Source organism: Nonlabens tegetincola, from assembly GCF_002954355.1.
GTDB classification, from domain to species: domain Bacteria; phylum Bacteroidota; class Bacteroidia; order Flavobacteriales; family Flavobacteriaceae; genus Nonlabens; species Nonlabens tegetincola.
Window position 1 is genome coordinate 341,324 of record NZ_MQVV01000017.1, and the last position, 26,283, is coordinate 367,606.

General features: G+C 34.6%; 31 protein-coding genes. 18 read left to right on the forward strand and 13 right to left on the reverse strand.

The window, feature by feature from the left end; translation table 11 throughout:
* The first annotated feature begins 2 nt into the window (after positions 1–2).
* The 3 genes from BST93_RS13190 (at position 3) to BST93_RS13200 (ending at position 1,167) form a co-directional block, all read left to right on the forward strand.
* Positions 3–296 carry a DUF2752 domain-containing protein gene (locus tag BST93_RS13190; RefSeq protein WP_042277552.1) on the forward strand — a complete coding sequence of 98 codons (294 nt, stop codon included), beginning with the start codon at positions 3–5 and terminating at the stop codon, positions 294–296.
* Positions 297–369: 73 nt separating this feature from the next.
* The gene (locus BST93_RS14575) at positions 370–738 is read left to right on the forward strand and encodes a CCC motif membrane protein (protein WP_240919409.1); all 369 of its coding nucleotides are present in this window, start codon (positions 370–372) and stop codon (positions 736–738) included.
* Between the two features lie 66 nt (positions 739–804).
* Complete coding sequence (locus BST93_RS13200) at positions 805–1,167, forward strand: CCC motif membrane protein (protein WP_042277548.1); 363 nt, start codon at positions 805–807, stop codon at positions 1,165–1,167.
* Positions 1,168–1,357: 190 nt separating this feature from the next.
* Here BST93_RS13200 and BST93_RS13205 read toward each other — a convergent pair whose 3' ends face one another.
* Genes BST93_RS13205 through rocD form a run of 3 tightly spaced genes read right to left on the reverse strand, consistent with a single transcriptional unit; the run spans position 1,358 to position 3,183 of the window.
* Complete coding sequence (locus BST93_RS13205) at positions 1,358–1,588, reverse strand: DUF2752 domain-containing protein (RefSeq protein WP_105019535.1); 231 nt, start codon at positions 1,586–1,588, stop codon at positions 1,358–1,360.
* On the reverse strand, positions 1,589–1,882 hold the full coding sequence (locus BST93_RS13210) for a CD225/dispanin family protein (protein ID WP_042277545.1): 294 nt from the start codon (positions 1,880–1,882) through the stop codon (positions 1,589–1,591).
* A 26-nt stretch (positions 1,883–1,908) separates the two neighbouring features.
* Positions 1,909–3,183 carry an ornithine--oxo-acid transaminase gene (gene rocD / locus BST93_RS13215; protein ID WP_105019536.1) on the reverse strand — a complete coding sequence of 425 codons (1,275 nt, stop codon included), beginning with the start codon at positions 3,181–3,183 and terminating at the stop codon, positions 1,909–1,911.
* A 109-nt stretch (positions 3,184–3,292) separates the two neighbouring features.
* On the opposite strand from rocD, the gene rlmD reads away from it, so the two are divergent.
* From rlmD to BST93_RS13235, 4 genes are read left to right on the forward strand one after another with little or no spacing between them, the layout of a single operon-like run.
* Positions 3,293–4,711, forward strand: coding sequence for a 23S rRNA (uracil(1939)-C(5))-methyltransferase RlmD (gene rlmD, locus BST93_RS13220; RefSeq protein ID WP_085775157.1), 1,419 nt, complete (start codon positions 3,293–3,295; stop codon positions 4,709–4,711).
* A 2-nt stretch (positions 4,712–4,713) separates the two neighbouring features.
* Positions 4,714–6,195: a TlpA family protein disulfide reductase gene (locus tag BST93_RS13225; RefSeq protein ID WP_105019537.1), complete on the forward strand. Its 1,482-nt coding sequence runs from the start codon at positions 4,714–4,716 to the stop codon at positions 6,193–6,195.
* Positions 6,188–6,703 (forward strand): DUF6452 family protein, encoded by a 516-nt coding sequence (locus BST93_RS13230; RefSeq protein WP_042277539.1) that lies wholly within the window; start codon positions 6,188–6,190, stop codon positions 6,701–6,703. The genes BST93_RS13225 and BST93_RS13230 overlap by 8 nt, the downstream gene beginning before the upstream one ends.
* A complete protein-coding gene (locus tag BST93_RS13235) occupies positions 6,684–7,382 on the forward strand; it encodes a DUF6048 family protein (RefSeq protein WP_105019538.1) in 699 nt (232 codons plus the stop codon). The genes BST93_RS13230 and BST93_RS13235 overlap by 20 nt, the downstream gene beginning before the upstream one ends.
* A gap of 57 nt (positions 7,383–7,439) precedes the next feature.
* Here BST93_RS13235 and BST93_RS13240 read toward each other — a convergent pair whose 3' ends face one another.
* The 3 genes from BST93_RS13240 to ruvX all read right to left on the reverse strand — a co-directional run bounded on the left by BST93_RS13240 (position 7,440) and on the right by ruvX (position 8,998).
* Positions 7,440–7,838: a DUF5606 family protein gene (locus tag BST93_RS13240; protein ID WP_042277534.1), complete on the reverse strand. Its 399-nt coding sequence runs from the start codon at positions 7,836–7,838 to the stop codon at positions 7,440–7,442.
* A gap of 52 nt (positions 7,839–7,890) precedes the next feature.
* The gene (gene def / locus BST93_RS13245; RefSeq protein WP_105019539.1) at positions 7,891–8,481 is read right to left on the reverse strand and encodes a peptide deformylase; all 591 of its coding nucleotides are present in this window, start codon (positions 8,479–8,481) and stop codon (positions 7,891–7,893) included.
* Between the two features lie 103 nt (positions 8,482–8,584).
* Entirely contained in the window at positions 8,585–8,998 is a 414-nt protein-coding gene (gene ruvX / locus BST93_RS13250) for a Holliday junction resolvase RuvX (protein ID WP_060524059.1), read from the reverse strand.
* A gap of 79 nt (positions 8,999–9,077) precedes the next feature.
* Between ruvX and BST93_RS13255 the strand changes: the two genes are divergently transcribed.
* Together BST93_RS13255 and BST93_RS13260 are read left to right on the forward strand one after the other, a co-directional pair.
* Positions 9,078–9,893 carry a 2,3,4,5-tetrahydropyridine-2,6-dicarboxylate N-succinyltransferase gene (locus BST93_RS13255; protein WP_042277527.1) on the forward strand — a complete coding sequence of 272 codons (816 nt, stop codon included), beginning with the start codon at positions 9,078–9,080 and terminating at the stop codon, positions 9,891–9,893.
* Positions 9,893–10,957, forward strand: a complete 1,065-nt coding sequence (locus tag BST93_RS13260; RefSeq protein WP_258150548.1) for a glycosyltransferase family 9 protein — start codon at positions 9,893–9,895, stop codon at positions 10,955–10,957. The genes BST93_RS13255 and BST93_RS13260 overlap by 1 nt, the downstream gene beginning before the upstream one ends.
* A 6-nt stretch (positions 10,958–10,963) precedes the next feature.
* On the opposite strand, the gene BST93_RS13265 is transcribed toward BST93_RS13260, so the two are convergent.
* Positions 10,964–11,788, reverse strand: a complete 825-nt coding sequence (locus tag BST93_RS13265; RefSeq protein ID WP_105019541.1) for a glycosyltransferase family 2 protein — start codon at positions 11,786–11,788, stop codon at positions 10,964–10,966.
* A gap of 104 nt (positions 11,789–11,892) precedes the next feature.
* Here BST93_RS13265 and BST93_RS13270 point away from each other — a divergent pair, with 104 nt between their 5' ends.
* Positions 11,893–12,657, forward strand: a complete 765-nt coding sequence (locus BST93_RS13270) for a glycosyltransferase family 2 protein (protein ID WP_105019542.1) — start codon at positions 11,893–11,895, stop codon at positions 12,655–12,657.
* Here BST93_RS13270 and BST93_RS13275 read toward each other — a convergent pair whose 3' ends face one another.
* Both BST93_RS13275 and BST93_RS13280 read right to left on the reverse strand, forming a co-directional pair.
* The gene (locus tag BST93_RS13275; protein ID WP_258150549.1) at positions 12,658–13,494 is read right to left on the reverse strand and encodes a glycosyl transferase; all 837 of its coding nucleotides are present in this window, start codon (positions 13,492–13,494) and stop codon (positions 12,658–12,660) included. It abuts the gene before it with no gap.
* Positions 13,491–14,249 (reverse strand): lipopolysaccharide kinase InaA family protein, encoded by a 759-nt coding sequence (locus BST93_RS13280; RefSeq protein ID WP_105019543.1) that lies wholly within the window; start codon positions 14,247–14,249, stop codon positions 13,491–13,493. The genes BST93_RS13275 and BST93_RS13280 overlap by 4 nt, the downstream gene beginning before the upstream one ends.
* A 169-nt stretch (positions 14,250–14,418) precedes the next feature.
* On the opposite strand from BST93_RS13280, the gene BST93_RS13285 reads away from it, so the two are divergent.
* The 8 genes from BST93_RS13285 to BST93_RS13320 all read left to right on the forward strand — a co-directional run bounded on the left by BST93_RS13285 (position 14,419) and on the right by BST93_RS13320 (position 23,108).
* Complete coding sequence (locus BST93_RS13285; RefSeq protein WP_105019544.1) at positions 14,419–15,534, forward strand: glycosyltransferase family 4 protein; 1,116 nt, start codon at positions 14,419–14,421, stop codon at positions 15,532–15,534.
* Positions 15,535–15,541: 7 nt separating this feature from the next.
* A complete protein-coding gene (locus tag BST93_RS13290; RefSeq protein ID WP_105019545.1) occupies positions 15,542–16,573 on the forward strand; it encodes a glycosyltransferase family 4 protein in 1,032 nt (343 codons plus the stop codon).
* Positions 16,574–16,607: 34 nt separating this feature from the next.
* A complete protein-coding gene (locus BST93_RS13295; protein WP_105019546.1) occupies positions 16,608–17,264 on the forward strand; it encodes a Sua5/YciO/YrdC/YwlC family protein in 657 nt (218 codons plus the stop codon).
* A complete protein-coding gene (locus BST93_RS13300; RefSeq protein ID WP_105019547.1) occupies positions 17,264–18,688 on the forward strand; it encodes a CCA tRNA nucleotidyltransferase in 1,425 nt (474 codons plus the stop codon). Before BST93_RS13295 ends, BST93_RS13300 begins: the two co-directional genes overlap by 1 nt.
* A gap of 284 nt (positions 18,689–18,972) precedes the next feature.
* Complete coding sequence (locus BST93_RS13305) at positions 18,973–19,473, forward strand: two-component regulator propeller domain-containing protein (protein ID WP_105019548.1); 501 nt, start codon at positions 18,973–18,975, stop codon at positions 19,471–19,473.
* 112 nt (positions 19,474–19,585) lie between these two features.
* Positions 19,586–20,830, forward strand: a complete 1,245-nt coding sequence (locus BST93_RS13310; protein ID WP_105019549.1) for a ligand-binding sensor domain-containing protein — start codon at positions 19,586–19,588, stop codon at positions 20,828–20,830.
* Between the two features lie 592 nt (positions 20,831–21,422).
* Positions 21,423–22,658, forward strand: coding sequence for a peptidase T (pepT, locus tag BST93_RS13315; protein WP_105019550.1), 1,236 nt, complete (start codon positions 21,423–21,425; stop codon positions 22,656–22,658).
* A 75-nt stretch (positions 22,659–22,733) separates the two neighbouring features.
* Complete coding sequence (locus tag BST93_RS13320) at positions 22,734–23,108, forward strand: DUF1801 domain-containing protein (protein ID WP_105019551.1); 375 nt, start codon at positions 22,734–22,736, stop codon at positions 23,106–23,108.
* 74 nt (positions 23,109–23,182) lie between these two features.
* Here BST93_RS13320 and yajC read toward each other — a convergent pair whose 3' ends face one another.
* From yajC to BST93_RS13340, 4 genes are all read right to left on the reverse strand, one after another.
* Positions 23,183–23,476 carry a preprotein translocase subunit YajC gene (gene yajC, locus BST93_RS13325; protein WP_105019552.1) on the reverse strand — a complete coding sequence of 98 codons (294 nt, stop codon included), beginning with the start codon at positions 23,474–23,476 and terminating at the stop codon, positions 23,183–23,185.
* Between the two features lie 9 nt (positions 23,477–23,485).
* Positions 23,486–23,953: a DUF1573 domain-containing protein gene (locus tag BST93_RS13330; RefSeq protein WP_042277496.1), complete on the reverse strand. Its 468-nt coding sequence runs from the start codon at positions 23,951–23,953 to the stop codon at positions 23,486–23,488.
* A gap of 95 nt (positions 23,954–24,048) precedes the next feature.
* Entirely contained in the window at positions 24,049–24,987 is a 939-nt protein-coding gene (gene nusB, locus BST93_RS13335; protein WP_105019553.1) for a transcription antitermination factor NusB, read from the reverse strand.
* 153 nt (positions 24,988–25,140) lie between these two features.
* A complete protein-coding gene (locus BST93_RS13340) occupies positions 25,141–26,244 on the reverse strand; it encodes a Glu/Leu/Phe/Val family dehydrogenase (protein WP_042277493.1) in 1,104 nt (367 codons plus the stop codon).
* Positions 26,245–26,283 lie beyond the last annotated feature (39 nt).

Consider the following 26,283-nt stretch of genomic DNA (forward strand, 5'->3'; position numbering starts at 1 on the left):
ACATGAATATAAACCTCATCCTAGATGACAGCTGGATGCTGCCTTGTATGAGTAAAAAAATATTAGGAATGGACTGTCCTGGATGTGGAATCCAGCGGTCCATTTCTTTTTTACTTCAAGGTGAATTTGTAAATGCTTTTTACATGTATCCAGCCATATACTTTCTTTTCTTACTTTTTTCTGTGTTGATTATAGATTTCTTCATTAAAATCAAGCATGGAGAAAAAATTAAATTAGTTTTGACTGTACTTACTATAGGAACCATACTAGTTAATTATCTTTTAAAAGTTTTTTGAAAACTTATTTAGAATAACGTAACTTTTGGACTTACTTTTAAACCTATAATTCAATTAACCTAAATTTATCATCATGCAAAAACTCAACACAACCGCAGTCTACATTTTATCCATTGTAGGATTTTTATGTTGTTGCGCCTGGGGACTAGGATTTGTGGCAGCTTTAATAGCTTTTATTATCGCAAACAAGGAACTGAAAAAATATAATGAAAACCCTGAAGCTTACAGTAATGGTAAAGCTATGAAAACTGCAAAAACCGTAGCTTTAGTATCCTTAATTGTTTCTGGACTGGTAACAGCTTACACCGCTTACACATATTTTGCATATAGTGAAAGAGAACGTTTAGAGCAGGGAATTGATTTTTATAGATCAATTGGAGCTCCAGATGAAATGATTGATGCTATGGAAGATCAATTAGACAATATTGAAGACGAAGAATAAGTAGTTATTATATAATAAATTAAAAGGCTCTTTAAATAGAGCCTTTACTTTTTAAATTTTAATATCATGCAAAAATTAAACACAACGGCTGTATACCTTTTATCTGTAGCAGGATTTTTATGTTGCTGCTTTTATGGTATAGGGACAATTGCAGCTATAATTGCTCTTGTTATAGCAAATAAAGAACTTAAAAAATACAATCAAAACCCGGAAGCCTATACAAATGGAAAAGCAATGAAGTCGGCTAAAACGGTTGCCATCATTTCATTAATACTATCTATAATAGGATTGGTAGTTCTGGTTTTATTTTACATGAACCAATGTGAGTTTTACGAATGGTACATAGATTTCGCCCTTAATCAACCTAATGTGACCGAGGAACAACTAGCACCATTGTACGACGCAATGGAACAAGCAGGTTGTAGATAATATTCTAACATTACTCAAAAAAAGGCTCGCTAACGCGGGCCTTTTTTATTTTATACATTTCTATAAATAGTAAAAACAATAATGCTCATAAGCAATATTAAGATAGGCCACTTCCCAATCAAATATTTACGATATTTTATAGGAATCATAGATGTATGTTCCATTAAAAGAACTAAGATTATATAAGGAATTAAAAAAATAATAGAGCATTTAAATCCCAAGCTGTTTTAAAATCTCCATGAAGTATAGCGTGTATTGCTCGTTGCGAACCACAACCTGGGCAATCATAAGAAGTCACCACCTTACTAGGACACTTTGGGAATAATGCTGTATTTGATGGATTATAGGAATAGTAAATATAAAAACAGCCACTTATAAAAGTGACTGTAATTGCAATAAAAAAGAATCTTTTAAGACTCATTTAAATGTTGTCCAATCCTACTACCAAAAGAACAAAAAGTAAATAAAGTACTATAAACACAGCTGCTCCTATAGCACTGTAAATACACCATTGTTTTGCTTTTTCTGATGCTTGTCTAGATTCATTGTACATACCTTGATTCCACAGTCTATCTACTTTTGCTGCGTTTACAATTGCTGGAATTCCTAATGGCCAGCAACATAAAATAGTCACAATTATTGATTCAGCTAAATAGGTTTTAGGAGGTTGTCCTACTGGTCTTTGGTTTTCAGGTTGATTGAAAGGATCTTGCATATTATTTAATTTATTTGTGTAGCAATTTACTCAAACTCCTTTAAAGTTTTAATAATTATCTCAATACAATCATCTAACTGCTCTTTTGTCATTACCAAAGGAGGAGCAAATCTTATGATGTTACCATGAGTAGGTTTTGCTAGTAAACCATGATCTCTCAAACGTAAACAAATATTCCATGCAGTATCACTTTCTTCCGAATCATTTACAACAATAGCGTTAAGAAGTCCACGACCTCTTACTAGAGTTACTGTATCGGTAGTTTCGATATATTCATTAATTCGGTTTCTAAAGTAATTACCTAATTCTCTAGCATTTTGCGCTAGCTTATCATCCTTTACAACATCAAGTGCCGCCATTGCTACTGCACCAGCAATAGGGTTACCTCCAAAAGTACTTCCATGCTGCCCAGGTTGTATAACATTCATAACTTCATCATCTGCAAGAACAGCGCTTACAGGATAAGCTCCACCGGATAATGCCTTACCTAAAATTAAAATATCTGGACGTGAGTACGTTTCTTGTCTTTCACAATGACCTTCACAGGAACATTTACCGCATACAGCAAGTAAAGCACCAGTACGAGCAATACCTGTTTGGATTTCATCTGCAATGAAAAGAGCGTTGTATTGAGCGCATAATTCCTTTGCTCGCATCATGAAGTCATCACTAGGAGTATACACTCCTGCTTCCCCTTGAATAGGTTCAACTAAAAATCCAGCTATATTATCTTGTTGTAATGCCTTTTCAAGGGCATCAGTATCATCATAGGCAATCTTAATAAAACCAGGAGTATAAGGTCCAAAGTTTTTTCTTGCATTTTCATCGTTAGAAAAAGAAATCACAGTTGTTGTCCTACCGTGAAAATTATTTTCACACACAATTATTTGTGCATCGTGTTCTTGAACACCTTTCTTTTCATAGGCCCATTTTCTCGCAATCTTTATAGCCGTCTCTACCGCTTCGGCGCCAGTGTTCATAGGTAAAACTTTGTCAAACTTGAAGTAATCAGTTACATATTTTTCATAAACACCTAGCTTATCATTATGAAATGCTCTAGAGGTAAGTGTTAATGTTTTTGCCTGTTCAATCATGGCATTAACAATAGCTGGATGACAATGACCTTGATTCACAGCACTATAAGCACTAAGAAAATCATAGTACTTTTTACCTTCTACATCCCAAACAAAGACTCCATCACCTCGTTCCAGAACCACTGGTAAAGGATGATAATTATGAGCTCCATGCTTATCCTCTAGATCTATATATTGTTGAGATTTATTTCCTACTTGAACGTTCATACTATTCCTATTTATTGGTTGGGCAAGTTAATAAATCTAACAGGCACTGTCCAATAAATATCGTTAAGAAACCTTCAATTCCACTAGATAAAGTTTAATTTTACGCCCTATGTCTAAAAGAAGAAAAAGAGCACAAAAAACCTTTTTAAATGTACCTGTGGTTGATGCTGGTGCTAAAGGTAAAAGCGTAGCAAAAACTGAAGATGGTGAGGTGATTTTTCTTACCGATGCGGTTCCTGGTGATGTGGTAAACATTCAAACCTTTAAGAAAAAAAGATCCTTTTATGAAGGCCGCGTAACAGAATTTATAAGTAAGAGTGATCGTCGTACAACACCGGTATGTAAACACTTTAGTGTGTGTGGTGGTTGTAAATGGCAACACATGAAGTATGAGGACCAACTACATTTTAAACAGAAGGAAGTTGTAGAGAATCTTACTAGAATAGGCCATCTAGAATTACCTAGTGTGACACCTATTTTGGGTTCTGCAAAACAATACCACTATCGCAATAAAATGGAATTCAGTTTTTCTGCAAACCGCTGGCTTACTCTTGAAGAGATAAACAGTGACAAAGAGATTCAGGATAAAAAAGCTTTAGGATTCCACATTCCTGGTATGTGGGATAAAATTTTACATCTGGATGAGTGTCATTTACATCCTGCTATTGGTGAGAAGATAAGATTGAGTGTTCACGCTTTCGCGAAAGCGGAAAATTTATCATACTACGATCCTAGAGAACGTACAGGATTGTTACGTACCTTAATGCTGCGCATGGCGTCAACAGGTGAGAACATGGTGGTAATTCAGTTTTTTCAAGAAGATGAAGCAAAACGCATTGCTTTACTTGAACACTTAAAATTACAATTTCCAGAGATTACATCTTTACAATATATAATCAATGAAAAAGCAAACGACACTATATATGATCAAGATGTGATTTGTTACCATGGTGAAGATCATATTTGGGAAGAAATGGAAGGTTTAAAATTTAAAATAAACGCCAAATCATTCTACCAAACAAATAGTGAACAAGCTTATGAATTGTATAAAATAACAAGAGATTTTGCGTCATTAAAAGGAGACGAATTAGTCTATGATTTATACACAGGAACTGGAACTATAGCACAATTTGTAGCAAAAAAAGCAAAACACGTGGTAGGTGTTGAAGCGGTCGAAGTAGCTATTAAAGATGCGCAAGAAAACGCGCAAGTAAACAATATAGAAAACACCACCTTTTATGCTGGTGATATGAAAAATGTGTTTACTCAACAATTTATTGAAGAAAATGGTGCCCCAGATGTGGTTATAACAGATCCACCAAGAGATGGTATGCATAAGGATGTTGTTGCTCAATTGCTTAACTTACAAGCACCAAAAATTGTATATGTAAGTTGTAACAGTGCAACACAAGCGCGTGATCTCGCGTTATTAGATCAACATTATAAAATTGATAAAATCCAACCTGTAGATATGTTCCCGCAAACGCACCATGTAGAGAATGTAGTGCTACTTACTTTAAAATCGTAATTATGAAAAATATTGTTTTGTTACTATCACTAGTTTTATTGGTAGCAAGCTGTAAAAAGGATGTTGATAATAAAGAAGAGAATACTGCCGTTTCATCTACATTAATAAATGGTTCAATCGTATTTACGGATAGTATTAATGAAGCTCCTGATTCTTTCATTGTTTATTATTTTGATCGTGAACAAAACAAATACGAAAACTCACAAGCCCAATTTGATGAAAATGGCACATTCAATCTTACACTAGACATTGAACATCCTACTACAGCAATAGCTTATGCAGGCCAACAAATAAATCTTTTTCTAGTTCCTGGTGATTCATTAACCATTAGTGGAACGGTAAACGGAGCACAATCAGAGAACAACACGATTAAGTTAGATGGTTCTCGCACTAAAGAATTCATGGCTGTAAAGAACTATTTTGAGAATAACCCCATCAAGGTAGATCCATTTTATGAGCCAGGAGCCGACAAGGATCCTATGGATTTACATATTTATCTATTAAAAAAGGAAGATGAGTTTCATCAATACAACAAGAATTACCTTAATAACCCCAACATACCAGAAGAGTTCAAGAAAGTAATCAATGCAAACGACAAATACTTTCTAGTCAATGCTAGATTAGAGTTTTTAAATTACGCTAACTACATAGGAAAAGAAATACCAGCAATTGATAGTGAATATTTTGAAGGCATGAAAAACTTACCAGATTTCACTAAAGATGATCTTACCTATGGTGCATTAACTAATGCTATTGCAAGTAGTTATAAAAACTATTTAAGAGAAAGACTAGTCTTTGACAAACCAGGCGTTGCACCAGATTCCTTAAGTTCTATTATATCAAAACAAATTATAGAGGATAGCTCAAAGCCCGTACTTAACCAATATGCTACTTTTTCAACTGCTTTAAAAACCTTTGAAAATCACGATTTGGATTTTTATCAAAACAATCAACAAGCTATTGAACAGCAACTTAAAGGAAGTGATTTCCTAGCTATTTTGAAAAGAGAATATGAAAAGGAAAAAGAATTACTTGAGCGCCCAGAAATACCTAAGGAATCAGAAATTCTAGAATTCACATCTACAGAACCGTCAAATTATTTGAATGAAATTATTTCTAATTCCAAAGGAAAAGTTATTTACATTGATAATTGGGCAACCTGGTGTGGACCTTGTAAAGCCGAATTTAAGGAAGCATCGCCAGCGTTACATGAAAAGTTTAAAGATGATGTTGAGTTTGTTTACTTGTGTCATGCTAGTGAGAAAAAAGCTTACTTACCTAGTATTGCACAATTTAATATTAAAGGAAAACATTACTTTTTAAATGATCAGGAAGGACCAGTTGTTCAAGAACAAATAAATCTGGAAGGCTTTCCTACCTACACCATTATAAATAAGAAGGGTGAAATAGTTCAATCAGATTACATTCACCGACCTAGTTACCCTAAAACCACTACTCTTTTAGAAAGTTTAATCAATGAGTAAATTTAAGGCGACTTTTATTCTGATTTGGGCCATTTTTTTCCTTGTATCAGGATGTGAAAAAGATGATTTATGCACACTGGATCAACCAGCAAACGCTCGTATCAATATAGTATTTAAAGATCGCAGTATTCCATCAGACAACAAGGTTGTTTCACAGCTGAGAGTTTTATTGGAAAATGTGGATACCGAAGTTCCTCTTAATTCTACCAATGATCTTTTGTTAACTGCAACAGACTCAATATCAATACCGTTACCGATTGATGTAAATACTGTTACATATAGATTTGAACGTATTGAAAATGAGAATGAAAATCAGGATGCCATTACTTTTACCTTTGATACTAGAGAAGAGTACGTAAGTCGAGCGTGTGGTTTTAGAGTAGTGTATGATAATTTAACAGCACAAGTTGCACCTGAGACTGGTACTAACAATTGGATTAATAGTGTAGTTGTTAATGAAACTACCATTGAAGACAACCAAATTATTCATGTTGAAATACGTCATTAATATAGTTTTCCTCCTTCTGTGTTGTACGGTTTTACAAGCACAAGAAGAGAAAGAAATCGAGCAAGCTCAAGACTCTATTCAAAAAAAATACGGATTAAGGGTTGGAATAGATGCAGCTAGTTTAGCAAGAAGTTTCTTTGATGACAATTATCAAGGTTTTCAAATCCTAGGAGATTTTAGATTAACTCCATCCTTATATGTTGCTGGAGAATTAGGTAATGAAACTATTGCCAAAGACCTAGAACGCATTGAATATGAAACAAGTGGTTCTTTCTTCAAAGCTGGAATTGATTATAATTTCTACAACAATTGGTTAGAGATGGACAATATGATATACGGTGGTGCTCGTATAGGTGTGGCTAGCTTTGGTCACGAATTGTACAGATATGAATACAACTCGGACAATACCCTTTTCCCTATATTAAGTCAACAAGTACAACGAGAATTCACTGGTCTTACTGCTATTTGGTTTGAAGTACAAGGAGGAATGAAGGTTGAAGTGTTTAACAACATTTATTTAATAGCAAACGTTCAATTAAAATTCCTAATCAACGAGAGCACTCCAGATGATTTTGATAATCTGCACATTCCAGGATTTGGAGTTACCAATGATTTTAATGGTATAGGCGTAGGTTACACGTATGGTATTCTATACCGAATTCCTTTGTTTAAAAAATAAAAAATCCTAGAAACAATAATGTTTCTAGGATTCTATAATTAAATTCTTCTTTATTGACTACTCCTCTTCATCAAGAGCAGCAAGCAAGTCATTTGACTGTAAAAGATTATACCATTGAATTACCTTTTTAATATCGCTGGCATAAACTCGATCTTCATCATATTCAGGCAAAACCTGTGAAAAATAATCTTGCAATTCATTTTTTGAGGCTTTATGAGAAATGGCAGGTCCCTTTTCCTCTTTATCAGCTATCTTAGAGAACACCTCTTTAAGTGGTACATCCTCAGAATAAGTGTATATGGAAATATCCTTTAAAACGCTCACATTGTGGTTTATTCCTACAATCGAAGTTTTCTTATCTATTAAAGATTCTACTACAAAGCCACTACGTGCCTTTGATTTAAGTTGATACAATCCTGGTTTTCCTGTTATGGATAAAATGTTATCTAAACTCATTGCGAATTATTTTTTGGGTGGCAAATATATGTAAAAGCTATTTTACTAATGGTTAACGTCTTCCTTTTAATTCAGGAAACCTCATTCTATAGTCAACACGAACCTTACCTTTTGATATATTAGCCAGTTTACCTTTTATCAATCGCTTTTTTAGACTTGAAAGTTTATCAGTAAATAATATTCCTTCAATGTGATCGTATTCATGTTGTATAACACGAGCGGCTAGACCTGTATAAGTTTCTGTATGTTTATTAAAATTCTCGTCTAAATAAGAAATAGTAACCTCTTCTGGTCTAAAAACATCTTCCCTTACATTAGGAATACTTAAACAACCTTCATTGAATGCCCATTCATCTCCATTTTCTTCTTCAATTTGAGCATTAATAAAAACCTTCTTGAAACCAGTAAGTTGGTTTCTTTCCATTTCAGTAAGTTCTTCATCATCGGCAAATGGGGTTGCATCAATAACAAACAATCGTAGTGGCATACCTACTTGTGGTGCTGCCAGACCTACTCCACTAGCGCCATACATGGTTTCCCACATGTTTTCAATGATTTCTTTTAATTTTGGATAATCTTGTGGAATATCCTTTGCGACTTTTCTTAAAACTGGATCGCCATAGGCGACAACTGGATAAATCATATTTTTTTATTTAAAGGCCCATTTCGGTTAGGATTTCAATATCCTTCCTCAACATCATTCACCTTATCATTATACCTTTTTTTATTTACAGCTTCAGCAAGTTTTACATTTTACTATCCAAAAACGTTTGTAAAATAATTGTTGCTGCGATCTCATCAACCAGGGCTTTATTACGCCTTTTGGATTTTGACAAACCACTATCAATCATGGTTTGAAAAGCCATTTTTGAAGTAAATCTTTCGTCCACTCTCGTAATTTCTATGGATGGGTATTTTTCTTGTAACGCTTTCGCGAAAGCGTCAATCACATCTCCTAATTCACTAGGTTCACCATTCATTTGTTTAGGTTCACCTATTACGATCGTGCTTACTTCCTCATTACGTAAATAATTTTCAATGAATGGTACTAATTCATAGGTGTTTACAGTGGTAAGACCTGATGCTATAAGTTGCAAGGGATCTGTAACTGCAATGCCTGTTCTTTTTTTACCGTAATCTATAGAAAGTGCTCTAGCCATGAGTTTGCAAAAATAATCAATCTAATATGAAGCACATCACTAACTGCTACTACTTATATTTGTGAAAAACTTAAAAGTAGTGGATCAATTAAAAAATATCATTGAAGAAGCCTGGGAAGACCGCACTCAATTAGAGAATCGCGTTACCCAGCAAGCAATTAGAGAAGTGGTAGACATGCTAGATCGTGGAACATTGCGAGTAGCACAACCTACCGAAAATGGCTGGCAAGTTAATGAATGGGTAAAGAAGGCGGTAGTTCTATATTTCCCAATCCAAAAAATGGAAACAATTGAATGTGGTCCACTTGAATTTCATGATAAAATCCCTTTAAAAACTGGATATAAAGAAAAAGGAATACGTGTTGTACCACATGCAGTGGCTAGACATGGAGCTTATATTTCAAGTGGTGTTATTATGATGCCTAGTTATGTAAACATAGGTGCCTATGTAGAGGAAGGAACCATGGTAGATACTTGGGCAACGGTAGGTAGTTGTGCCCAAATAGGTAAAAATGTGCACCTGAGCGGTGGTGTAGGAATAGGCGGTGTACTAGAGCCTTTACAAGCTGCTCCAGTTATCATAGAGGATAATGCGTTTATCGGGTCTCGTTGTATTGTGGTAGAAGGTGTACGAGTAGAAAAAGAGGCAGTACTAGGAGCCAATGTCGTTCTAACCGCTTCAACAAAAATTATAGACGTAACTGGAGATCAACCAGTAGAATACAAAGGCCATGTTCCTGCTAGATCGGTTGTAATTCCAGGTAGCTACCCTAAGGAATTCCCAGCAGGGACTTACAATGTTCCTTGTGCGATCATAATTGGTAAACGTAAAGAAAGTACCAATAAAAAAACCTCGCTTAACGATGCTCTACGCGAGTACAACGTAGCAGTATAGTGAGAATATTACTTATTCAATATAAGATGCTGGGTGATGTGCTCACGAGTACAATTATAGCAGATCAATTAAAAATCACCTACCCCAATTGTCAAATAGATTATCTTATCACACCGATGGCTGCTTCTTTAGTAAAGAACCATCCATCGGTAGATAATCTTATATTGGCTTCCAATAAGGATTTTGAAAGCTTCACAAGTATCCTAAAACTTGCAAAGAAGCTTAAAAAAAACAATTATCAGTTGTGTATTGATAGTTATGGTAAAAACAACAGTGCCTTGCTCTCCTATATCGTTAATGCTACTAGAAGAATAGGGTATAAAAAATGGTTTTCATCACTTGCTTATACTGATGTGGTTAAAAACGAACCAAATAGAGGTATTTATAAAACAGGTGTAGCTCTAGGTAGTAGAATGATCTTATTAAAACCGCTAGAAAAAAATATTCAATGGCACGTTAAACCAAAGATTCATTTGACAGTTGATGAAATCGAACAAGGAAAACAGTGGCTGGAACAAAAAGGGCTAGACTTAACTAATTCCGTAACGATGATAAGTGCTTTGGGTAGTAGTAAGGAAAAAACGTTACCTTTTAAGGAGTTAGCTAGTCTTTTAGATTTTATAGTCCAGAACACAGAGACTCAAATATTGTTCAACTACATCCCTAATCAGATCGACCAAATTAAAGAACTGTATGAACTGTGTTCACTTAAAACGAAAGAACACATCTTTTTAGATGCTTTTGCTCCCAACATTCGTGACTTCCTTAAAATTCTTCATCATTGCACTGCTATAATTGGCAACGAAGGTGGTGCCATAAATATGGGAAAAGCACTAGACATTAACACCTTTGCAATTTTTGCCCCATGGATTAATAAATCTTCCTGGAACATAGGTGAAGATGGGAAAAATCACGTAAGCGTTCATTTGATGGATTACAAACCAGATCTTTACAACAACCAAAGTGCAAGTACATTCAAAAAGAAGGCTTTAAGTTTGTATTCTCATTTTGAAGCTGGTATGATACAAAAAGATCTTAAAAGCTTTTTAAATCATCATTACTAAAAATCTTTACTCTTTATTTATCCCAAATGGAGTAAAGGATTTCTTTTCATCACGAGTAGACTTTCTTATAGCCTTGTTTTTATCTATAGATTCTTGATTTTTATAACCTCGTGCATGATCAAGATGTAAACAAATTGCGCTGTAGCGTATTTGTTTTGACTTTATTCCTAGGTTGAATAAACGTTCTCCCAACTCTCTATCTTGACCACCGTATTGCATGCGCTCGTCAAATCCATTAACCTTCTTTATATCTTCTAACCAACCACTACTGTTATGACCGTTCCAGCTAGCGTTAGTTGGAGTCAAATTTTCCATAACCTTAGCCGTAACAAAACCAGCTGTAAGCTTTTGATTTTTGTATGATGCTGGTAAACCTCGTTCCTTCAACCACTCTACATCAAAACATCGTTGCGTGTAAATGTCATCTTTTGTTATGGCTTGAGAAATATCTAGAGGCAACTTATAGTAACCACCGCTCAAAAAATAACCAGGTTCCCTACGTTCATAATGGATTTGAAGAAAATCCTCACGAGCAATACAATCACCGTCGCTCATTACAACGTAATTTGCATTACAAGCCATTATGGCCTTATTTAATATTTGACTTTTTTGGAATCCATTATCCTCGTGCCACACGTGTATTATAGGATATCGTGAATCTTGAGCATAGTTTTCAATGAATTCTTTTGTATCTTCCCTAGAACCATCATCTGCTATAACTACTTCAAAATCCCTAAAGATTTGTTGCTCATAACTCCATAAGGTCTTTTCCAACCAGGGTATCGAATTGTAAGTACTTATAATGACAGAAATTGTCGGGTTTGAAGACATAGTTCTAGTTTTCTTTCAAAATCTAAACAAATTTAAGCATATCTAGTGGTTATCTAATCAGTAAGTTTATTTTTGCTGAAGAACTATTATGTTTATATCCACTTATGACCAAATATAATATCACTGCAATCATTCCAGCTTTTAACGAAGAACACAACATTGTTGATGTCCTAAAATCTGTTGATTTTTGCGATGAAGTCATTTTAGTAGATTCAAACAGTACCGATAATACGGTAGAACTAGCAAAACCTTATTTCACCAAATTACTGACTCGTAATTACGAGCACAGCGCTAGTCAAAAAAACTGGGCTATTCCTCAAGCAAAACATGAATGGATACTTTTAGTCGACGCTGATGAACGAGTTACACCAGCATTAAAAGAAGAAATTTTGAACCTATACCCTACTCTCGATACATCTGATTATGTTGGTTATTGGATTGGTAGACGTAATTTCTTCATGGGTAAACAAGTACGTTATAGCGGCTGGAAAAATGACAAGGTAATACGATTATTTAAGAAATCTAAGTGTAAGTATAAAGACAAACACGTTCATTCTGAAATAATTGCTGATGGTCCAGTAGGAAAACTGGAAAACAGATTCTTACATTATAAATATGTGAGTATGGATCACCATGTTAAGAAATTACAACGCTACGCTGATTTGCAAGCTAAAGATTTTGATAAAAAAGTAGGCAAAATTACCGCATACCACATAGTCATCAAACCTATGTGGGGCTTCTTCAAGCACTTTTTTGTTCAAAAAGGTTTTCTTGACGGATTTGTTGGATTTACGATTGCTTATTTGCGCAGTTATATGATTTTTATGCGATACGTAAAATTATGGTTACTCAGACGAGGGATTAAGTAATCAAATAAGAGTTTCTATTGCGGTTGGGTTCCAATTGTAATAATCGCAAATTCGTTGCCATTGAACTCTATTAAAATCCTTTCCTTTATTTTCTTTTTTAAGGGCCACCTTTTGAGTCCTCGCTATAGGAATAGGTATATCAGGATAATTTTCATTTTGTAAAGAAAGGACTCCATTTTTTAAAGCCATCGCCTTAAACCAAAGATCATCGGCCTTTGGAGCTAATTCATTAAACAAGGTAACATTATGAACATCCTCATGTAAAGAATTAGAAGGATACAAAACACAAAATGCTCCTACAGGCATATTGTGAATACTCTGTTCTTTTACATCATGTATAAAAGGCCACTGTGAATAGCTATTTACCCGATTATTCTCGTATGTCATCTTACGACATCGATTACCAATTATATTATCGGGATATTTTAAATGAAAGTCCCATAACTTTTTGATTGTATCATCTTGATACATCACATCGTCATCACAAGTAATAATGGTTTTTTCTGGAAATTTCTTTAGACTGTGGATTAGTTTGCGATGAGAAAACGTGTAGGGTACGTATTCAATTTGAAAAAAAGGACCTTGTAATTTGGCTAGTTTGTTAGGCAAGCTGTTCTTTAAATCATGATGCAACCACAGCACCACTTTTTCAGGAGCATATTTTTGTCTCATCATACTACGTATGGTAAGATCAAGTGTACTTAATCTGCTAGGGATACTAGTTAAACTTACAATAGCAGGAATGACTTGCTCCTGATTCTTTATAAGATTTGCTACACTCGTACTGCGCAATCTGAACGCTTCTAGTATTGAACCCGGTAATTCCTTTAATTTCATGATTTAAACAGTCCTTTTAATTTCTTTTTAAATCTTTTTTTACGGTGAAATTTATCTTGAAATTTTTGCACACTTTCCCACATGGATTCAATAGCATGTTGAGCATCCTTATCAGATAATTTTGCATACTCCTTACCCATTATATCATACATCCATTTTTTGGGCGATAATCGCTCAAAATTCTTCAATCTCATATTATAAGGTATGTCAAAAAATTTCATTCTGTTTAAATCAACCAGACTAAAAGTATAGCCTTGCGAAGTTTTCTTAATCAAGGTATTCCCAGGAGAATGATCTAGGAAATAAATACCGGCCTCATGCATTTCATACATAAAAGAGGCAAACTCCTTGAGAATTTGTTCTTTATCTTGAAGTGAATCATCATTAATAAGTTCTCTAAAAGTAAAGTCATGTTCCCCATAATAACATATGTAATAACTATCCTTTAAAGTGAAAATCCCTAGTTTTTCTAGATAAGCCACTGGTTGTGGGGTTCCTATTCCTTTTTCAGTTAAATAAACCGCATTTTCATAGGATCTTCTTGCCTTTGATTTTCTTATAAATCTGTAAACAAACTGATTTATAAAGTTTGGTTTCTTGAAGGATTTTACGACATACTTTTCATCTTCCCATTCAATTACCTTTATAGTATTACGTGGATCTCCTAATCTATTTTCAGAATCGTAAAACAACTCTAGTAAATGTTGTATTCGCTTTCGCGAAAGCGAACTAGAAAAAAACCTCTCTTTAAACATATAGTATTACAATGGTAGACAAAGAAACGACATATCCACCTGCTAACAAAGCTAGATGGATATCTAAAAGTTACAGAAAGGTCTAGTTTAAATCATATCTTTGAATTTTATTTATAGCAAACGGTCATCATGTCTTACCATTACTCACTTCAAACAATAATATCAATACATGAGTAAAACAGTCTTACGTGTAGTTCATCTTTCTGGAATGATGAGTCGTGGTGGTGGCGAAAATCACATCATTAATTTGACTACTGAACTGAATAAAATGGGGCATGAAAGCACCGTGTTTTGTCCGTTAGGAAGTCAATTAGGCACAGAACTTAAGGAACTCAATAGTCCAGTGGTTGAGAAGAAATTAAGGTTAAAAGTTGACCCCTTGTTCTTTTTAAGCTTTGGTAAATTTTGTAAAAAGAAGAAAATTGACATTATACATGTGCACGATCCCGTTGCTATGTTTTTGGTCATACTAGCCTCGTACTTTTTTAAGTTACCTAAAACGGTAATGAGTAAGAAAACTAGTTTTCCTATCAAAAACCGTAAAAAAACTCTTTATAAATACAATCATCCCATTTTTAAAAGAGTGATTTGTGTATCTAATGAAGTGAAAAAGGTAAGCCAAAAATCAATCGTTAACTCAAATAAGATTGTCACGATTTACAATGGATCAAATCTAGATAAATTAGACACATTCGAGCCTAAAATTAATTTAAGAGAATCCTTAAATCTTTCCAAAGACGTTACCCTAGTTTTACATATTGCAAATCACACTAAACCAAAAGATTTACCATTATTTATAAAGTGTGTAGAATACTTTAAAGATCGTGAGGACGTGCATTTTGTTCAAATTGGTAGACACACTGAACATTCCATACCCATTCTAGAGGCTGTTGAGAGTAAAGGACTTGAAAAAAGAGTTTCCTTTTTGCATGAACAAGAAAATGCTGCCGTTTACCTTAAGCAAGCCGATATCTCCTTTATTACCTCAAAAAGTGAAGGATTACCACAGGTTATCTATGAGTCCATGTATTACCAGACCTTAATCGTAAGTACTATGGCAGGCGGTATTCCTGAAGTTATTTCAAATGGCGTAAATGGTTTTATAGCACCAGTGGGCGATAGTATTAAATTAATTGAACATTTGAATCACGTGATAGACAATAAAAGTGCCTTTGCAAAAATGCTCGATCAAAACTTTCAATTAGTAAAAGAAAAATATGATTCTAAGATAATGGCTCAAAAGACGCTTGAATTATATCAAAACTTGTTAAAGCCTGTTCAATAAATTAAAAATGAAAAACCTACAAGACGATTTTAAAGAACGTATGTATTTCCTATTTGCCCATAAATGGAAATATATTGTTTCAATTATTTTGACCCTTTTCAAATCCAAAAATTATAAAAAAGGTGCAGTGCGCACTGTTACTTACATTGCCCGAGAAAAAGATAAAACATGGATATTTGGAGCTAAAGTTCGTAGATTATCAAAACATTCTCAACTTGACGCCAGAGTTCATTGGAATGATAAGATCAAAGGAATTCCAGATACTGATGGCTATTACCACATCTATCAAAACCACTTTTGCCGCAGTTTGCGACGCAAACCAAACATCATTTTTAAAAAGAATATTGTGATGTTCACCCATCCTAGCTGGAGTAAAAAATACTCAAAAACACATGTGGTTTGGGGTTTGAATCAAGCAGATTATGTCATATGCTTAAATTCCAATATCAAGAAAATGTTGATCGAGGATGGAGTAAGACCAGAAATACTTAAGGTAATTCATATTGCTACCAGTGAAAAAACATTCTATCCACATGAGCGTACAGGTAAAGGAGTTGTGGGATTATGCTCTGGATTTCAAATACGTAAAAATCCAGATTTAATATTTGATGTAGTAAAAAATATGCCTCAAAGAGAGTTCCTTCTATTAGGTAGTAATTGGGAGCGATATACAAAATTTGATGAGTTACTGGCTCTTCCTAATTTCACCTATCTTAAAGATATGGAATATGAAAAATTTCCTGAATTTTACGATAAGATGGATGTATTTTTGTCACCTTCAATTTTAGAAGGTGGACCAGTACCTTTGTTAGAAGCTATGATGTCAAATTGTGTTCCTGTAGCGTCAAACACTGGATTTTCTACTGATATAATTACGCATGGAGAAAATGGGTTCATATTTGATATTAACGCCTCCTATAAAGAGGTAATTCCTTTAATTGAAGAAGCCTATAACCTCAAAGGCAATATTAGAAATACAGTTTTAGAGCATACCTGGACCAATTGCTCTCATAAAATTGACACTCTTTTCAATACATAAAAGGGATGTTCGTTAGATAAAATGTGATTTGAACATGAAAAAGAAAAAGCCTGATAATCGACCTAGAGTTCCTAAAGAAACCATAGATAAAACAGTTGATCATTTAAAAAAAGGTCATACCCTTATTCTTCCTATGGACGGTTATTATTATTTATGCTGTGATGCACAAGACATAGAAGCGGTTGAAAAAACTCTAGGATTAGTAACTAGTGATGAGGCTATTTTTTATGAAGTTCTTGTAGATAAAGATCATGTACTCGAGCGTTATGTAGAACAAGTGCCTGATCCTGCTTGGAATATCATAGACACTAGTAAAAGACCTGTTACACTAGTCCTAGATAAACCAAAAAACATAGCGCCAGCTCTTATATTAGAAGACAACAGTACTCCTTTTAAAATAACCTACGATAGATTCACAGCATTAGTCACAAGCAAACTACGCAGCCCGTTGTTGATCGCTTCTTCCAATTTTCTAAAAGGTAACATGCCAGAAAAACTGGAAGATATTTCTCAATCTTTAATCGATCAAGTTGATTCAATTATTTCCATTGAAGATACTACAGAAAAAATTGAAGTTCACCCACTTGAAAAAGAAGCTCAAAAAGGATCGAATAAACAACGACAACGCCACCAACCTACATCAATTATAAAAATCTCTAATAACGGTATCTTTAAAATTATTAGAAAGTAATGTCGCAAACTCACTATTTAAAAGCACTTGAGCATCCTATATTCAAGGTCATTAATCAAGCTAGTGAATTACTACAACTTGAAACTTATGTTATAGGTGGATTTGTGCGGGATTACTTTTTAAAAAGAGGTCAAAAAAAAGATATTGACATCGTAACTGTAGGTAGCGGTATAGAACTAGCTAAAAAAGTAGCCAGTCTCTTAGAAGACAATCCAAAAGTGACTGTTTTTAAAAATTTTGGCACGGCCATGCTCAAAACAGGAGATCTTGAGTTAGAATTTGTTGGAGCACGCAAGGAAAGCTATGATCGTAATAGTCGTAAACCATTCGTAGAAAATGGCACATTAAAAGACGATCAAAACCGCAGAGACTTTACTATAAACGCCATGGCGTTTTCTCTCAATGATAATAACTACGGTCGCCTGATTGATCCTTTCAATGGTATACAAGATCTAGAAAACAGATTAATACGTACTCCATTAGATCCAGACATCACTTACAGCGACGATCCTTTAAGAATGCTGCGTGCAATACGTTTTGCAAGTCAACTAGATTTCAAAATTGAAGAAAAATCCTTTGATAGTATCAAACAAAACGCAGAAAGATTAGACATCATTTCTCAAGAACGTATCGTGACCGAAGTTCACAAAATTATGCTTTGTGATGTTCCCTCTTATGGTTTCTTACTTTTGGAAAAAAGTAAATTACTTGAGCGTTTTCTTCCCGAATTGACTGCCTTAAAAGGCATTGAAGAAGTTGAAGGTCAAACACATAAAGACAACTTTTATCACACTCTAGAGGTTGTAGATAATATTTCTAAAAACACCGATGATCTTTGGTTACGCTGGTCTGCATTACTTCATGATATAGGCAAAGCTCCTACAAAAAGATTTTCTAAAAAAGTAGGTTGGACATTTCATGGGCATGAGTTCAAAGGCTCAAAAATGGTATATCATCTTTTTAAACGCCTTAAAATGCCATTGAATGACAAAATGAAATTTGTACAAAAAATGGTTCGCATGAGTTCAAGACCTATCGCTGTTATAGATGAAAGCGCAACCGATAGCGCTGTGCGCAGGCTAGTTCATGATGCAGGTGATCATATAGAGGATTTAATGACTTTATGTGAGGCAGATATAACAACTAAGAATCCAAAGAGATTCCAGCGTTATCATAATAACTTCAGGAAAGTACGTACCAAAATTGTCGAAGTAGAAGAACGCGATCGTATACGCAATTTCCAACCACCTGTAAGTGGCGAGGAAATTATGAAAACTTTTAACCTCAAACCTTGTCGAGAAATTGGAATGATTAAAGCAAGTATTAAAGATGCTATTTTGGATGGAAAAATCCCTAACGAATACGAAGCTGCACGAGAGTGGATGTTACAGAAAGGCAAAGAGTTAGGACTCTTGACGCATTAATTGTTCTCACTTTTACAAAACTTCATTTTTAATAAAAGCTAATATCACTAGGCTCTTTGATTTCGCTTTCGCGAAAGCGTAATAACTATAGTTGCACCATAGTTCACTAGAGAAGAAAGTCGTCAATTTGATTTCTTAAAATCTTTAATTTTTTCAATTGTATATCGTCCTTTTTTTGAGCATTTCTAGTGTTTTATTCCTATAAAATTACCATTGAGCAACTCATACAGAGATTGAGCAAGATATTATTTTCATGAGATACTTAATCGTATTTTTATAAATTGATGAGGAGTATCCATTTTTTTAAATTATTACTAGTTGTAGGTTTCCTGCTTAGCACCATATGTTTAAAAGCACAAGAACCTGTAACGCTATCAATTACTGAAGCACAAGGACTACCGAGTAACGAGATTTATTCCATGGAGGAAGATGCAAAGGGATTTGTATGGCTAGCTACTAATAAAGGTTTGGTGCGTTACGATGGTACAACTTTTCAATCCTATGCACATCCTGAACAAGTAGGATTATCAGTTTTTAATTTATTCGTTGATCAAATGTATAGAGTATGGTGCATGAACTTATCTGGACAGATTTTTTATGCTAAAGATGATGAATTTGTGCTTTTTGCAAATGTCAATGAAGAATTTAAAGGATCACTTGGTAATCTAGTTGCTAATAAGGAAGAACTTGTCGAGAGTTACTTTAAATCTTGCGTGACTATTAATTTAAAAACTAAAGAAAAAAAGTTTCTGATATTCCACAAAATAGTTTTAGCTATGGTCTAGTCGCTCAGCATGATGGAAACATCTTTCAACCTGTGGGAAATATTTTAAGATTATTAAAAATAGTCAGGTTACAAACAAATATCTTTTACCTAGCTCACTTCATGATGAAGCATTGAGACCACACCCTATAAGAACCGTTTTTTCACCTAATGGTAACTTGTATTTAATTCAAGAATTGTTAGGTGAATCGCTCAAGGTATTTATAAGAGAAAATGATGGATGGACTTCTCTAAACACTCCAGCAGATTTCAAAGACGTTAGAATTCAATCCGTTCATGCCCATGATAATCAATTATTTTTTAGTACCAATAAAGGTGTTCTTATCTGTGAGCGCAACGGGAGCGATCTGCTTATAAATCAATCTATCCTTCAGGACTATTTTACAACTGACACATTTATCGACAATGATCAGAACATTTGGATAAGCACTTTGCGTAACGGTCTCATAGTTGTGCCTAACATTCATGTGCGTGAGCACACACTTCCAGCTACTTTGCCTACACGCATTGAAAAGCTTTCTAATGATCACGTTGCAGTAGGTTTTGAGAATGGAAATATAGGAATAGTATCTTCCAAAACTGAAGAAATGGAAGTCATCAAATTCCCTAAATCTACCGCAGTTTCTACGTTGTTATATCATAAACAAAACTCAGATCTATTTGTTTTCCAGAAACTATACAACTACAGATATAATCTGGCTACAAGAAAAATCGCCAGACTTAAAAACCAACTAACCACTGTAAAAAAGGCGTCACTAATAGGTACAGATACAATACTATATGCATCTGCCGGTTTTATCGCGGCTCTTTTACTAAAAGAAAATGGGTTTACTGAAAGAGACGAGTTTCTTTTTCAACAAAACATAAGGGGTTACACTGCGCTTCATACCGTCAAAAGTGATCAATCGTATCTGGCATCAATAGAAGGCTTACACATGCTTACTAAAGATTTACAATTAAATCCTATCGCCTTTAAAAACCATCCGATACTTACACGCAATTTAATAGAAGACAACAGTGGAAATGTTTGGGCTGGTAGTTTTAAAAATGGACTTTACAAAATTATTGGTGAAAAAGTAGTAGATCACATAACTACTGATACAGGATTAGCGAGACAAGTAATCAACGCACTAGCCGTAGATGGTGATTATTTATGGATATGCACAGATAGTGCATTGCAACGTTACCACATACCTAGCGGCAGTTTTAACACTTTATATGCACGTGATGGAATTCCATCATTTTCAATAGTGAATATGACCATGGCTGGAGATTATCTCTACATGAATACTCTATTAAAATTATTCAGCATACAAAAAGAAAAGGTATTTAAACCGCTTTATATTCCTGATTATTAATTTACTGAAGTTCAGATAGACGGAAAAACACAGGAGAAAAGTGACAAGTATATAATCGAAAATAAAAATACACCTACCATCATTTTCTATAATGTTAATGGTTTGCGAGGTTTAACTAGTGGAAATTTTGAATACCGCATAAAAAATCATACTGAATGGACTACTCAACCTCAAGGCGCTAATAGCATACGGTTTGCCGCTTTACCTTTGGGTAAATTGACCTTTGAGTTGCGACAACTGGAATTTATCTGGTTAAAGTATTTACATCAAATGGTAATAGTGCAACGCAGAATTTGATTAAAAAATAGTACAATTCTCAATTATGTTTTTGTAGTAATTTTCATAATTGAACCATAGAAATCAGGCCAAAAACTGGCCTGATTTTCACCATTTATTGATCATACATAAATTCAAACTATATTTTCATTAAATGACCTATTTCAGTCAGATACAGATAAATCACCTTCAATTAGGTGATTTTTACATCGGGTAGCATAGTAGGGAATGTTGCCCGATTTTATTGTCTATAAATTGTGGTTACTCCACTTTCGCGAAAGCGTGAACACCATTATCTTTACTTATCAAATAAAAAATGATGAATAAAGAAGAAGTTCTAGAGCGATTTTTAAGCTATATAAGCATTGATACCGAAAGTGATGCCTCAAGCCCAACGACACCAAGTACAGATAAACAATGGGACCTTGCTCGTAAATTACATCAAGAGTTGATCGATATGGGAATGAGTGATGTTACAATAGATGAACATGCTTACGTCATGGCTACTTTACCGTCAAATGTCGATCACGAGGTACCAACGATTGGATTCATTTCTCATTTTGACACCACTCCTGATTATACAGGAAAGAATATCAAACCGCAAATAATTGAAAATTATGATGGTGGTGATATTCCTCTTAAAGGAAGCGATCTCATTTTATCTCCAGATTATTTTGAATCTCTTAAAAACTATATAGGTCAAACTATTATTACTACAGACGGTACTACACTTTTAGCAGCAGATGATAAAGCTGGTATAACCGAAATCATGACAGCAGTTAAATATTTAATCGACCATCCAGAAATTAAGCATGGAGCTATCAAAGTAGGTTTTACACCCGATGAAGAGATTGGTCGTGGCGCTCATAAATTTGATGTAGAAAAATTTGGTGCCGATTGGGCCTACACAATGGACGGTAGTCAAGTAGGTGAATTAGAATATGAAAATTTTAATGCCGCTGGCGCCGTGGTGACTTTTCATGGTAAAATTGTTCATCCTGGATATGCCAAAGGCAAAATGATTAATTCTATGTATGTGGCCAGTGAGTTTATTGAATCATTACCCAAATTAGAAACTCCTGAGCATACAGAGGACTATCAAGGTTTTTTCCACCTACATAATATGAAAGGTGCTGTAGAAAAAACCGAATTACATTACATCATACGCGATCACGATAAAGAGCATTTTGAAGCTAGAAAAGAAATGCTAATCAAATTGGTAAGCGACCTAAACGAGCAGTACGACAGAGAGGCTGTAAGTATTGAAATCAACGATCAATATTACAACATGCGAGAGAAAGTAGAGCCTGTAATGCATATTGTTGATGTTGCTGAAAAAGCCATGAAAGAATTAGGAATCACTCCACTCATTAAACCCATTAGAGGTGGAACTGATGGATCTCAATTAAGCTACATGGGATTACCATGCCCTAACATTTTTGCCGGTGGACACAACTTTCATGGACCATATGAATATGTTCCTTTAGAAAGCATAGTCAAGGCAACTGAGGTCATTGTTAAAATTGCTGAACTAGTCGCCAAGCCTGAATAATTGATTTGAAGCGTAGTGAACAATCCATTGTAATTATAATGGACTTCATATTATCTAAATTATTATCCTCTATCAATGAAAACTAAAGTAACTAATACTGCCGAATACATAGAACAATTTCCAAAATGGAAAGAGCAGCTTGAACATGCTGCTATTCTTCTTGAAGAGACTGATCTAGAGGCGTCTATTAAATGGGGCGCACCATGTTATGGTTATGGTAAACGTAATTTAATTGGTTTAGCTGGATTTAAAAATCACTGCGCTATTTGGTTTCATGAAGGTGCGTTATTATCTGATTCTTATAAAGTTTTGGGAAACGCACAACCTGGAAAAACTAAATTCCTAAGAAACATACAATTAAAAGAAGGTGAACAATTTGATACCGTTATTCTCAAAGAGTATATAAACGAGACTATCCAAATTGCTAAAAGTCAGGACAAACCTAAATAGTAAAATATTTCTACAAAAAAGAAAAGCCCTAATGCAAATGCACTAGGGCTTTTTTATGATTTCCTATTTCAAACTTATTTCCTGTCTGATTTAGGTTCGTTTATTTTTTTAGAAAGTTCTGCACTTACAGCAGCACGTTCAAAAGTGATTTTTCCAGCACCTGTTTCAATAACCAAAGTACCTTTTTCCTCATTGATTTGATTCACTTTTCCGTGAATACCACTAGTAGTAACAACTTTCGCTCCTACTTTAAGAGATTCTGTGAATTCCTTTTCAGCCTTACGTTTTTGCGATTGTGGTCTAATTATTAAGAAATAAAAAATCCCAATTACTAATATGTAAGGTGCAAATGCAAGAATTTGATCCATCTAAAATAATTAAGCGTTAGGGCTTGCTTTAGCCTTTGGGTTTACAAAACCTTTGATTCTAATTGACTCAGTACCACTTTCAGTGTTTGCTTTGATGGTAACGGTTTTAGTTTGATTGTTAGGCTTTCCGTTTGTATTAAACTTTACTAGCATACTTCCTTCTTCACCTGGAGCGATAGGCTCTTTTGACCAAGTAGGAACAGTACAACCACAACTACCTTTTGCACTTATTACAACAAGCGGTGCTGTACCTGTATTTTTAAAAGTATACTCATGTTCAACAACAGTTCCTTCTTCTACAGTACCAAAATCATACTCAACCTCGTTGAAAGTCATTACAGGATAATCTGCTGCAACTTCTTTACTAGCTGCTGCTGCAGTTAAATTTGCCTCATCGATCTTAGCCTTAGATTCATTGTTACAACTTGTAAGAGCTACTGCAGCTACTGCTGCAAACATCATTATTACTTTTTTCATTTCAATTAAATTTTAAGTCTAGCAAATGTAATTAAATCCAACCTGAAAGCAAAGTGCGCAACTATAAGATTAACAAAGTTTCAAATACCGTCTTACTACATCAAACCACGACCTACTTTATTGATAAGGTCTTGAGCTGTGAGTTCTTTAAGTAACCTATCTAGAATACCATTTACAAAAGTGCTACTTTTAGGAGTACTGTAATCCTTGGCGATCTCTAGATATTCGTTCAAAGTCACCTTTGTTGGAATACTAGGAAAGTACAAGTATTCTGCCTGGGCCATCATAATAAGTATACTATCGATAGGTGCAATACGTTCCTTATCCCAATTAGGTGTTTTACCTTCTATACGACCTTCTAATTCCTCACTATTAAGGACTGTTTTTCTAAACAAATCCATAGCAAACTTGATATCATCTTGATCTTTAACCAGAACTGGCATTTTAACATCCTTAGATGGCTTTACCTTTCTTAAGAACATGATTATATTACTGTTGACAAGTGGATAGTCATCCATCCAAGTAATATTGATATCCTCCAAATAATCCATGATCTCATCACTAGGAGCGATAAGATTTTCATAGACATTAAGTAGGAATTTTAAATCTCTTTTCAACGACGGCTCTTCCTCCATCGCGTATAAAACAAATTCCTTACTGCTTATAATCTTATCATATAGATTATGTATGTATTTTGAATCTAGATGCCATGGATCGATTTTACGTTTTTCTAGGGCATCAACCAGCTCTTGACTTTCTCTAAGCTTAAGTAGAATTTTATTATCAATCAAATGACGACTGGGATTACGTTCAGCATCAGTAGCGATATGACGGTTTTGAGCAAGCTCGTGTTTATCGACTGCGTGCTCATGTAGTTTTACTAAAAGCTGTACCATGTATAGAAACAAGGTATACGTTTGCGTCATACTTGTGTTTAAAAAGGTTTCTAGACTTTTTAATTCATCTGGTTGTTGACGCTGAAATGCAAATACAGCTTGCATCACTTTAATTCGTAGTTGTCTTCTAGTAAGCATAAAGAACGTTTTTTTCCTTTTTAAAGGTTGTTGCTGGTGGTAATCACCACGCGTTTTTATTTATTAAAGATGTCTTATAGGTTCGCTTTCGCGAAAGCGAACAAATTAAAAATAAAGTCTTTCCTATAAGACACCTTAATTCATTTTCAACTATTAAGCTAGTTGCTCTTGTTTTCTAGCATCAATGCGAGCTTGTGCAATTTCAAGCGCAGCTTGATGAGTAGTTACACCAGTCTCGTGAGCTCTATTGAGAATTTCAATAGTAGTAGTGTAAATATTTTCAGTCTTGCGCATGATTTCGGTACGATCATACCCTTCAAGCTCGGCATAGACATTTATAATCCCACCTGCATTGATAAGGAAATCTGGTGCATATAAGATACCACGCTCTTGCAATCTTTTACCGTGTTTTTGCTCATCGGCTAATTGGTTGTTTGCAGCACCAGCAACGATATCACAGTTTAATAAATTAACTGTATCATCATTTACAGTAGCTCCTAATGCACAAGGTGCGTAGATATCCATTTTCTCAGCATAAAGATTAGTCCCACCATAAATAGTAGCACCATACTTATCTCTAACTTCTTCTAATTTCCCTTGATTAATGTCTGATACGACCACTTTAGCTCCTTCTTGAGTAAGGTATTCTACCAAAGTTTCTCCTACATTACCGATTCCTTGAACATATACCGTTTTATCTTCAAGAATGTCACTACCGTATTTGTATTTTGCAGCAGCCTTCATTCCCATAAAGACACCATAAGCGGTAATTGGACTAGGATTTCCTGCTCCACCTTTATCTTGTGAAATACCTGTTACATATGGAGTGACTTCTCTCACAGTATCCATATCTTCAGTTTCCATACCTACATCCTCTGCAGTAATGTACTTACCGCTCAACGAGTGAACAAATTCACCAAAACGGCGCATTAATTCTGGAGTCTTTTGGGTTTTGGCATCACCTATAATTACGGCTTTTCCACCACCTAAATTTAATCCTGTAATGGCACTTTTATATGTCATACCACGTGATAATCGTAGTACATCATTAAGGGCTTCCCATTCGTTTTTGTATTGCCACATTCTAGTTCCTCCTAATGCAGGACCTAAAACTGTGTTATGAATTCCGATAATGGCACGTAATCCAGTATCTTTGTCATTACAAAAAACAATTTGTTCATGATTATTAAAGGAAACCTGTCCAAAAACGGGATCCTGTTGAATCATTTCTTCAACGCTTGTATAGTCTTGTGACATATTGAAATTTTAATTGCCTGTGTTGTTTAGAAAAGGCGT

What these genes read in the sequence shown, in the direction of transcription:
- BST93_RS13190 (WP_042277552.1), top strand. Translation starts at nt 3, where the DNA reads ATGAATATAAACCTCATCCTAGATGACAGCTGGATGCTGCCTTGTATG.
- BST93_RS14575 (WP_240919409.1), top strand. Translation starts at nt 370, where the DNA reads ATGCAAAAACTCAACACAACCGCAGTCTACATTTTATCCATTGTAGGA.
- BST93_RS13200 (WP_042277548.1), top strand. Translation starts at nt 805, where the DNA reads ATGCAAAAATTAAACACAACGGCTGTATACCTTTTATCTGTAGCAGGA.
- BST93_RS13205 (WP_105019535.1), bottom strand. Translation starts at nt 1,588, where the DNA reads ATGAGTCTTAAAAGATTCTTTTTTATTGCAATTACAGTCACTTTTATA.
- BST93_RS13210 (WP_042277545.1), bottom strand. Translation starts at nt 1,882, where the DNA reads ATGCAAGATCCTTTCAATCAACCTGAAAACCAAAGACCAGTAGGACAA.
- rocD (WP_105019536.1), bottom strand. Translation starts at nt 3,183, where the DNA reads ATGAACGTTCAAGTAGGAAATAAATCTCAACAATATATAGATCTAGAG.
- rlmD (WP_085775157.1), top strand. Translation starts at nt 3,293, where the DNA reads ATGTCTAAAAGAAGAAAAAGAGCACAAAAAACCTTTTTAAATGTACCT.
- BST93_RS13225 (WP_105019537.1), top strand. Translation starts at nt 4,714, where the DNA reads ATGAAAAATATTGTTTTGTTACTATCACTAGTTTTATTGGTAGCAAGC.
- BST93_RS13230 (WP_042277539.1), top strand. Translation starts at nt 6,188, where the DNA reads ATGAGTAAATTTAAGGCGACTTTTATTCTGATTTGGGCCATTTTTTTC.
- BST93_RS13235 (WP_105019538.1), top strand. Translation starts at nt 6,684, where the DNA reads ATGTTGAAATACGTCATTAATATAGTTTTCCTCCTTCTGTGTTGTACG.
- BST93_RS13240 (WP_042277534.1), bottom strand. Translation starts at nt 7,838, where the DNA reads ATGAGTTTAGATAACATTTTATCCATAACAGGAAAACCAGGATTGTAT.
- def (WP_105019539.1), bottom strand. Translation starts at nt 8,481, where the DNA reads ATGATTTATCCAGTTGTCGCCTATGGCGATCCAGTTTTAAGAAAAGTC.
- ruvX (WP_060524059.1), bottom strand. Translation starts at nt 8,998, where the DNA reads ATGGCTAGAGCACTTTCTATAGATTACGGTAAAAAAAGAACAGGCATT.
- BST93_RS13265 (WP_105019541.1), bottom strand. Translation starts at nt 11,788, where the DNA reads ATGTCTTCAAACCCGACAATTTCTGTCATTATAAGTACTTACAATTCG.
- BST93_RS13270 (WP_105019542.1), top strand. Translation starts at nt 11,893, where the DNA reads ATGACCAAATATAATATCACTGCAATCATTCCAGCTTTTAACGAAGAA.
- BST93_RS13275 (WP_258150549.1), bottom strand. Translation starts at nt 13,494, where the DNA reads ATGAAATTAAAGGAATTACCGGGTTCAATACTAGAAGCGTTCAGATTG.
- BST93_RS13280 (WP_105019543.1), bottom strand. Translation starts at nt 14,249, where the DNA reads ATGTTTAAAGAGAGGTTTTTTTCTAGTTCGCTTTCGCGAAAGCGAATA.
- BST93_RS13285 (WP_105019544.1), top strand. Translation starts at nt 14,419, where the DNA reads ATGAGTAAAACAGTCTTACGTGTAGTTCATCTTTCTGGAATGATGAGT.
- BST93_RS13290 (WP_105019545.1), top strand. Translation starts at nt 15,542, where the DNA reads ATGAAAAACCTACAAGACGATTTTAAAGAACGTATGTATTTCCTATTT.
- BST93_RS13295 (WP_105019546.1), top strand. Translation starts at nt 16,608, where the DNA reads ATGAAAAAGAAAAAGCCTGATAATCGACCTAGAGTTCCTAAAGAAACC.
- BST93_RS13300 (WP_105019547.1), top strand. Translation starts at nt 17,264, where the DNA reads ATGTCGCAAACTCACTATTTAAAAGCACTTGAGCATCCTATATTCAAG.
- BST93_RS13305 (WP_105019548.1), top strand. Translation starts at nt 18,973, where the DNA reads ATGAGGAGTATCCATTTTTTTAAATTATTACTAGTTGTAGGTTTCCTG.
- pepT (WP_105019550.1), top strand. Translation starts at nt 21,423, where the DNA reads ATGATGAATAAAGAAGAAGTTCTAGAGCGATTTTTAAGCTATATAAGC.
- BST93_RS13320 (WP_105019551.1), top strand. Translation starts at nt 22,734, where the DNA reads ATGAAAACTAAAGTAACTAATACTGCCGAATACATAGAACAATTTCCA.
- yajC (WP_105019552.1), bottom strand. Translation starts at nt 23,476, where the DNA reads ATGGATCAAATTCTTGCATTTGCACCTTACATATTAGTAATTGGGATT.
- BST93_RS13330 (WP_042277496.1), bottom strand. Translation starts at nt 23,953, where the DNA reads ATGAAAAAAGTAATAATGATGTTTGCAGCAGTAGCTGCAGTAGCTCTT.
- nusB (WP_105019553.1), bottom strand. Translation starts at nt 24,987, where the DNA reads ATGCTTACTAGAAGACAACTACGAATTAAAGTGATGCAAGCTGTATTT.
- BST93_RS13340 (WP_042277493.1), bottom strand. Translation starts at nt 26,244, where the DNA reads ATGTCACAAGACTATACAAGCGTTGAAGAAATGATTCAACAGGATCCC.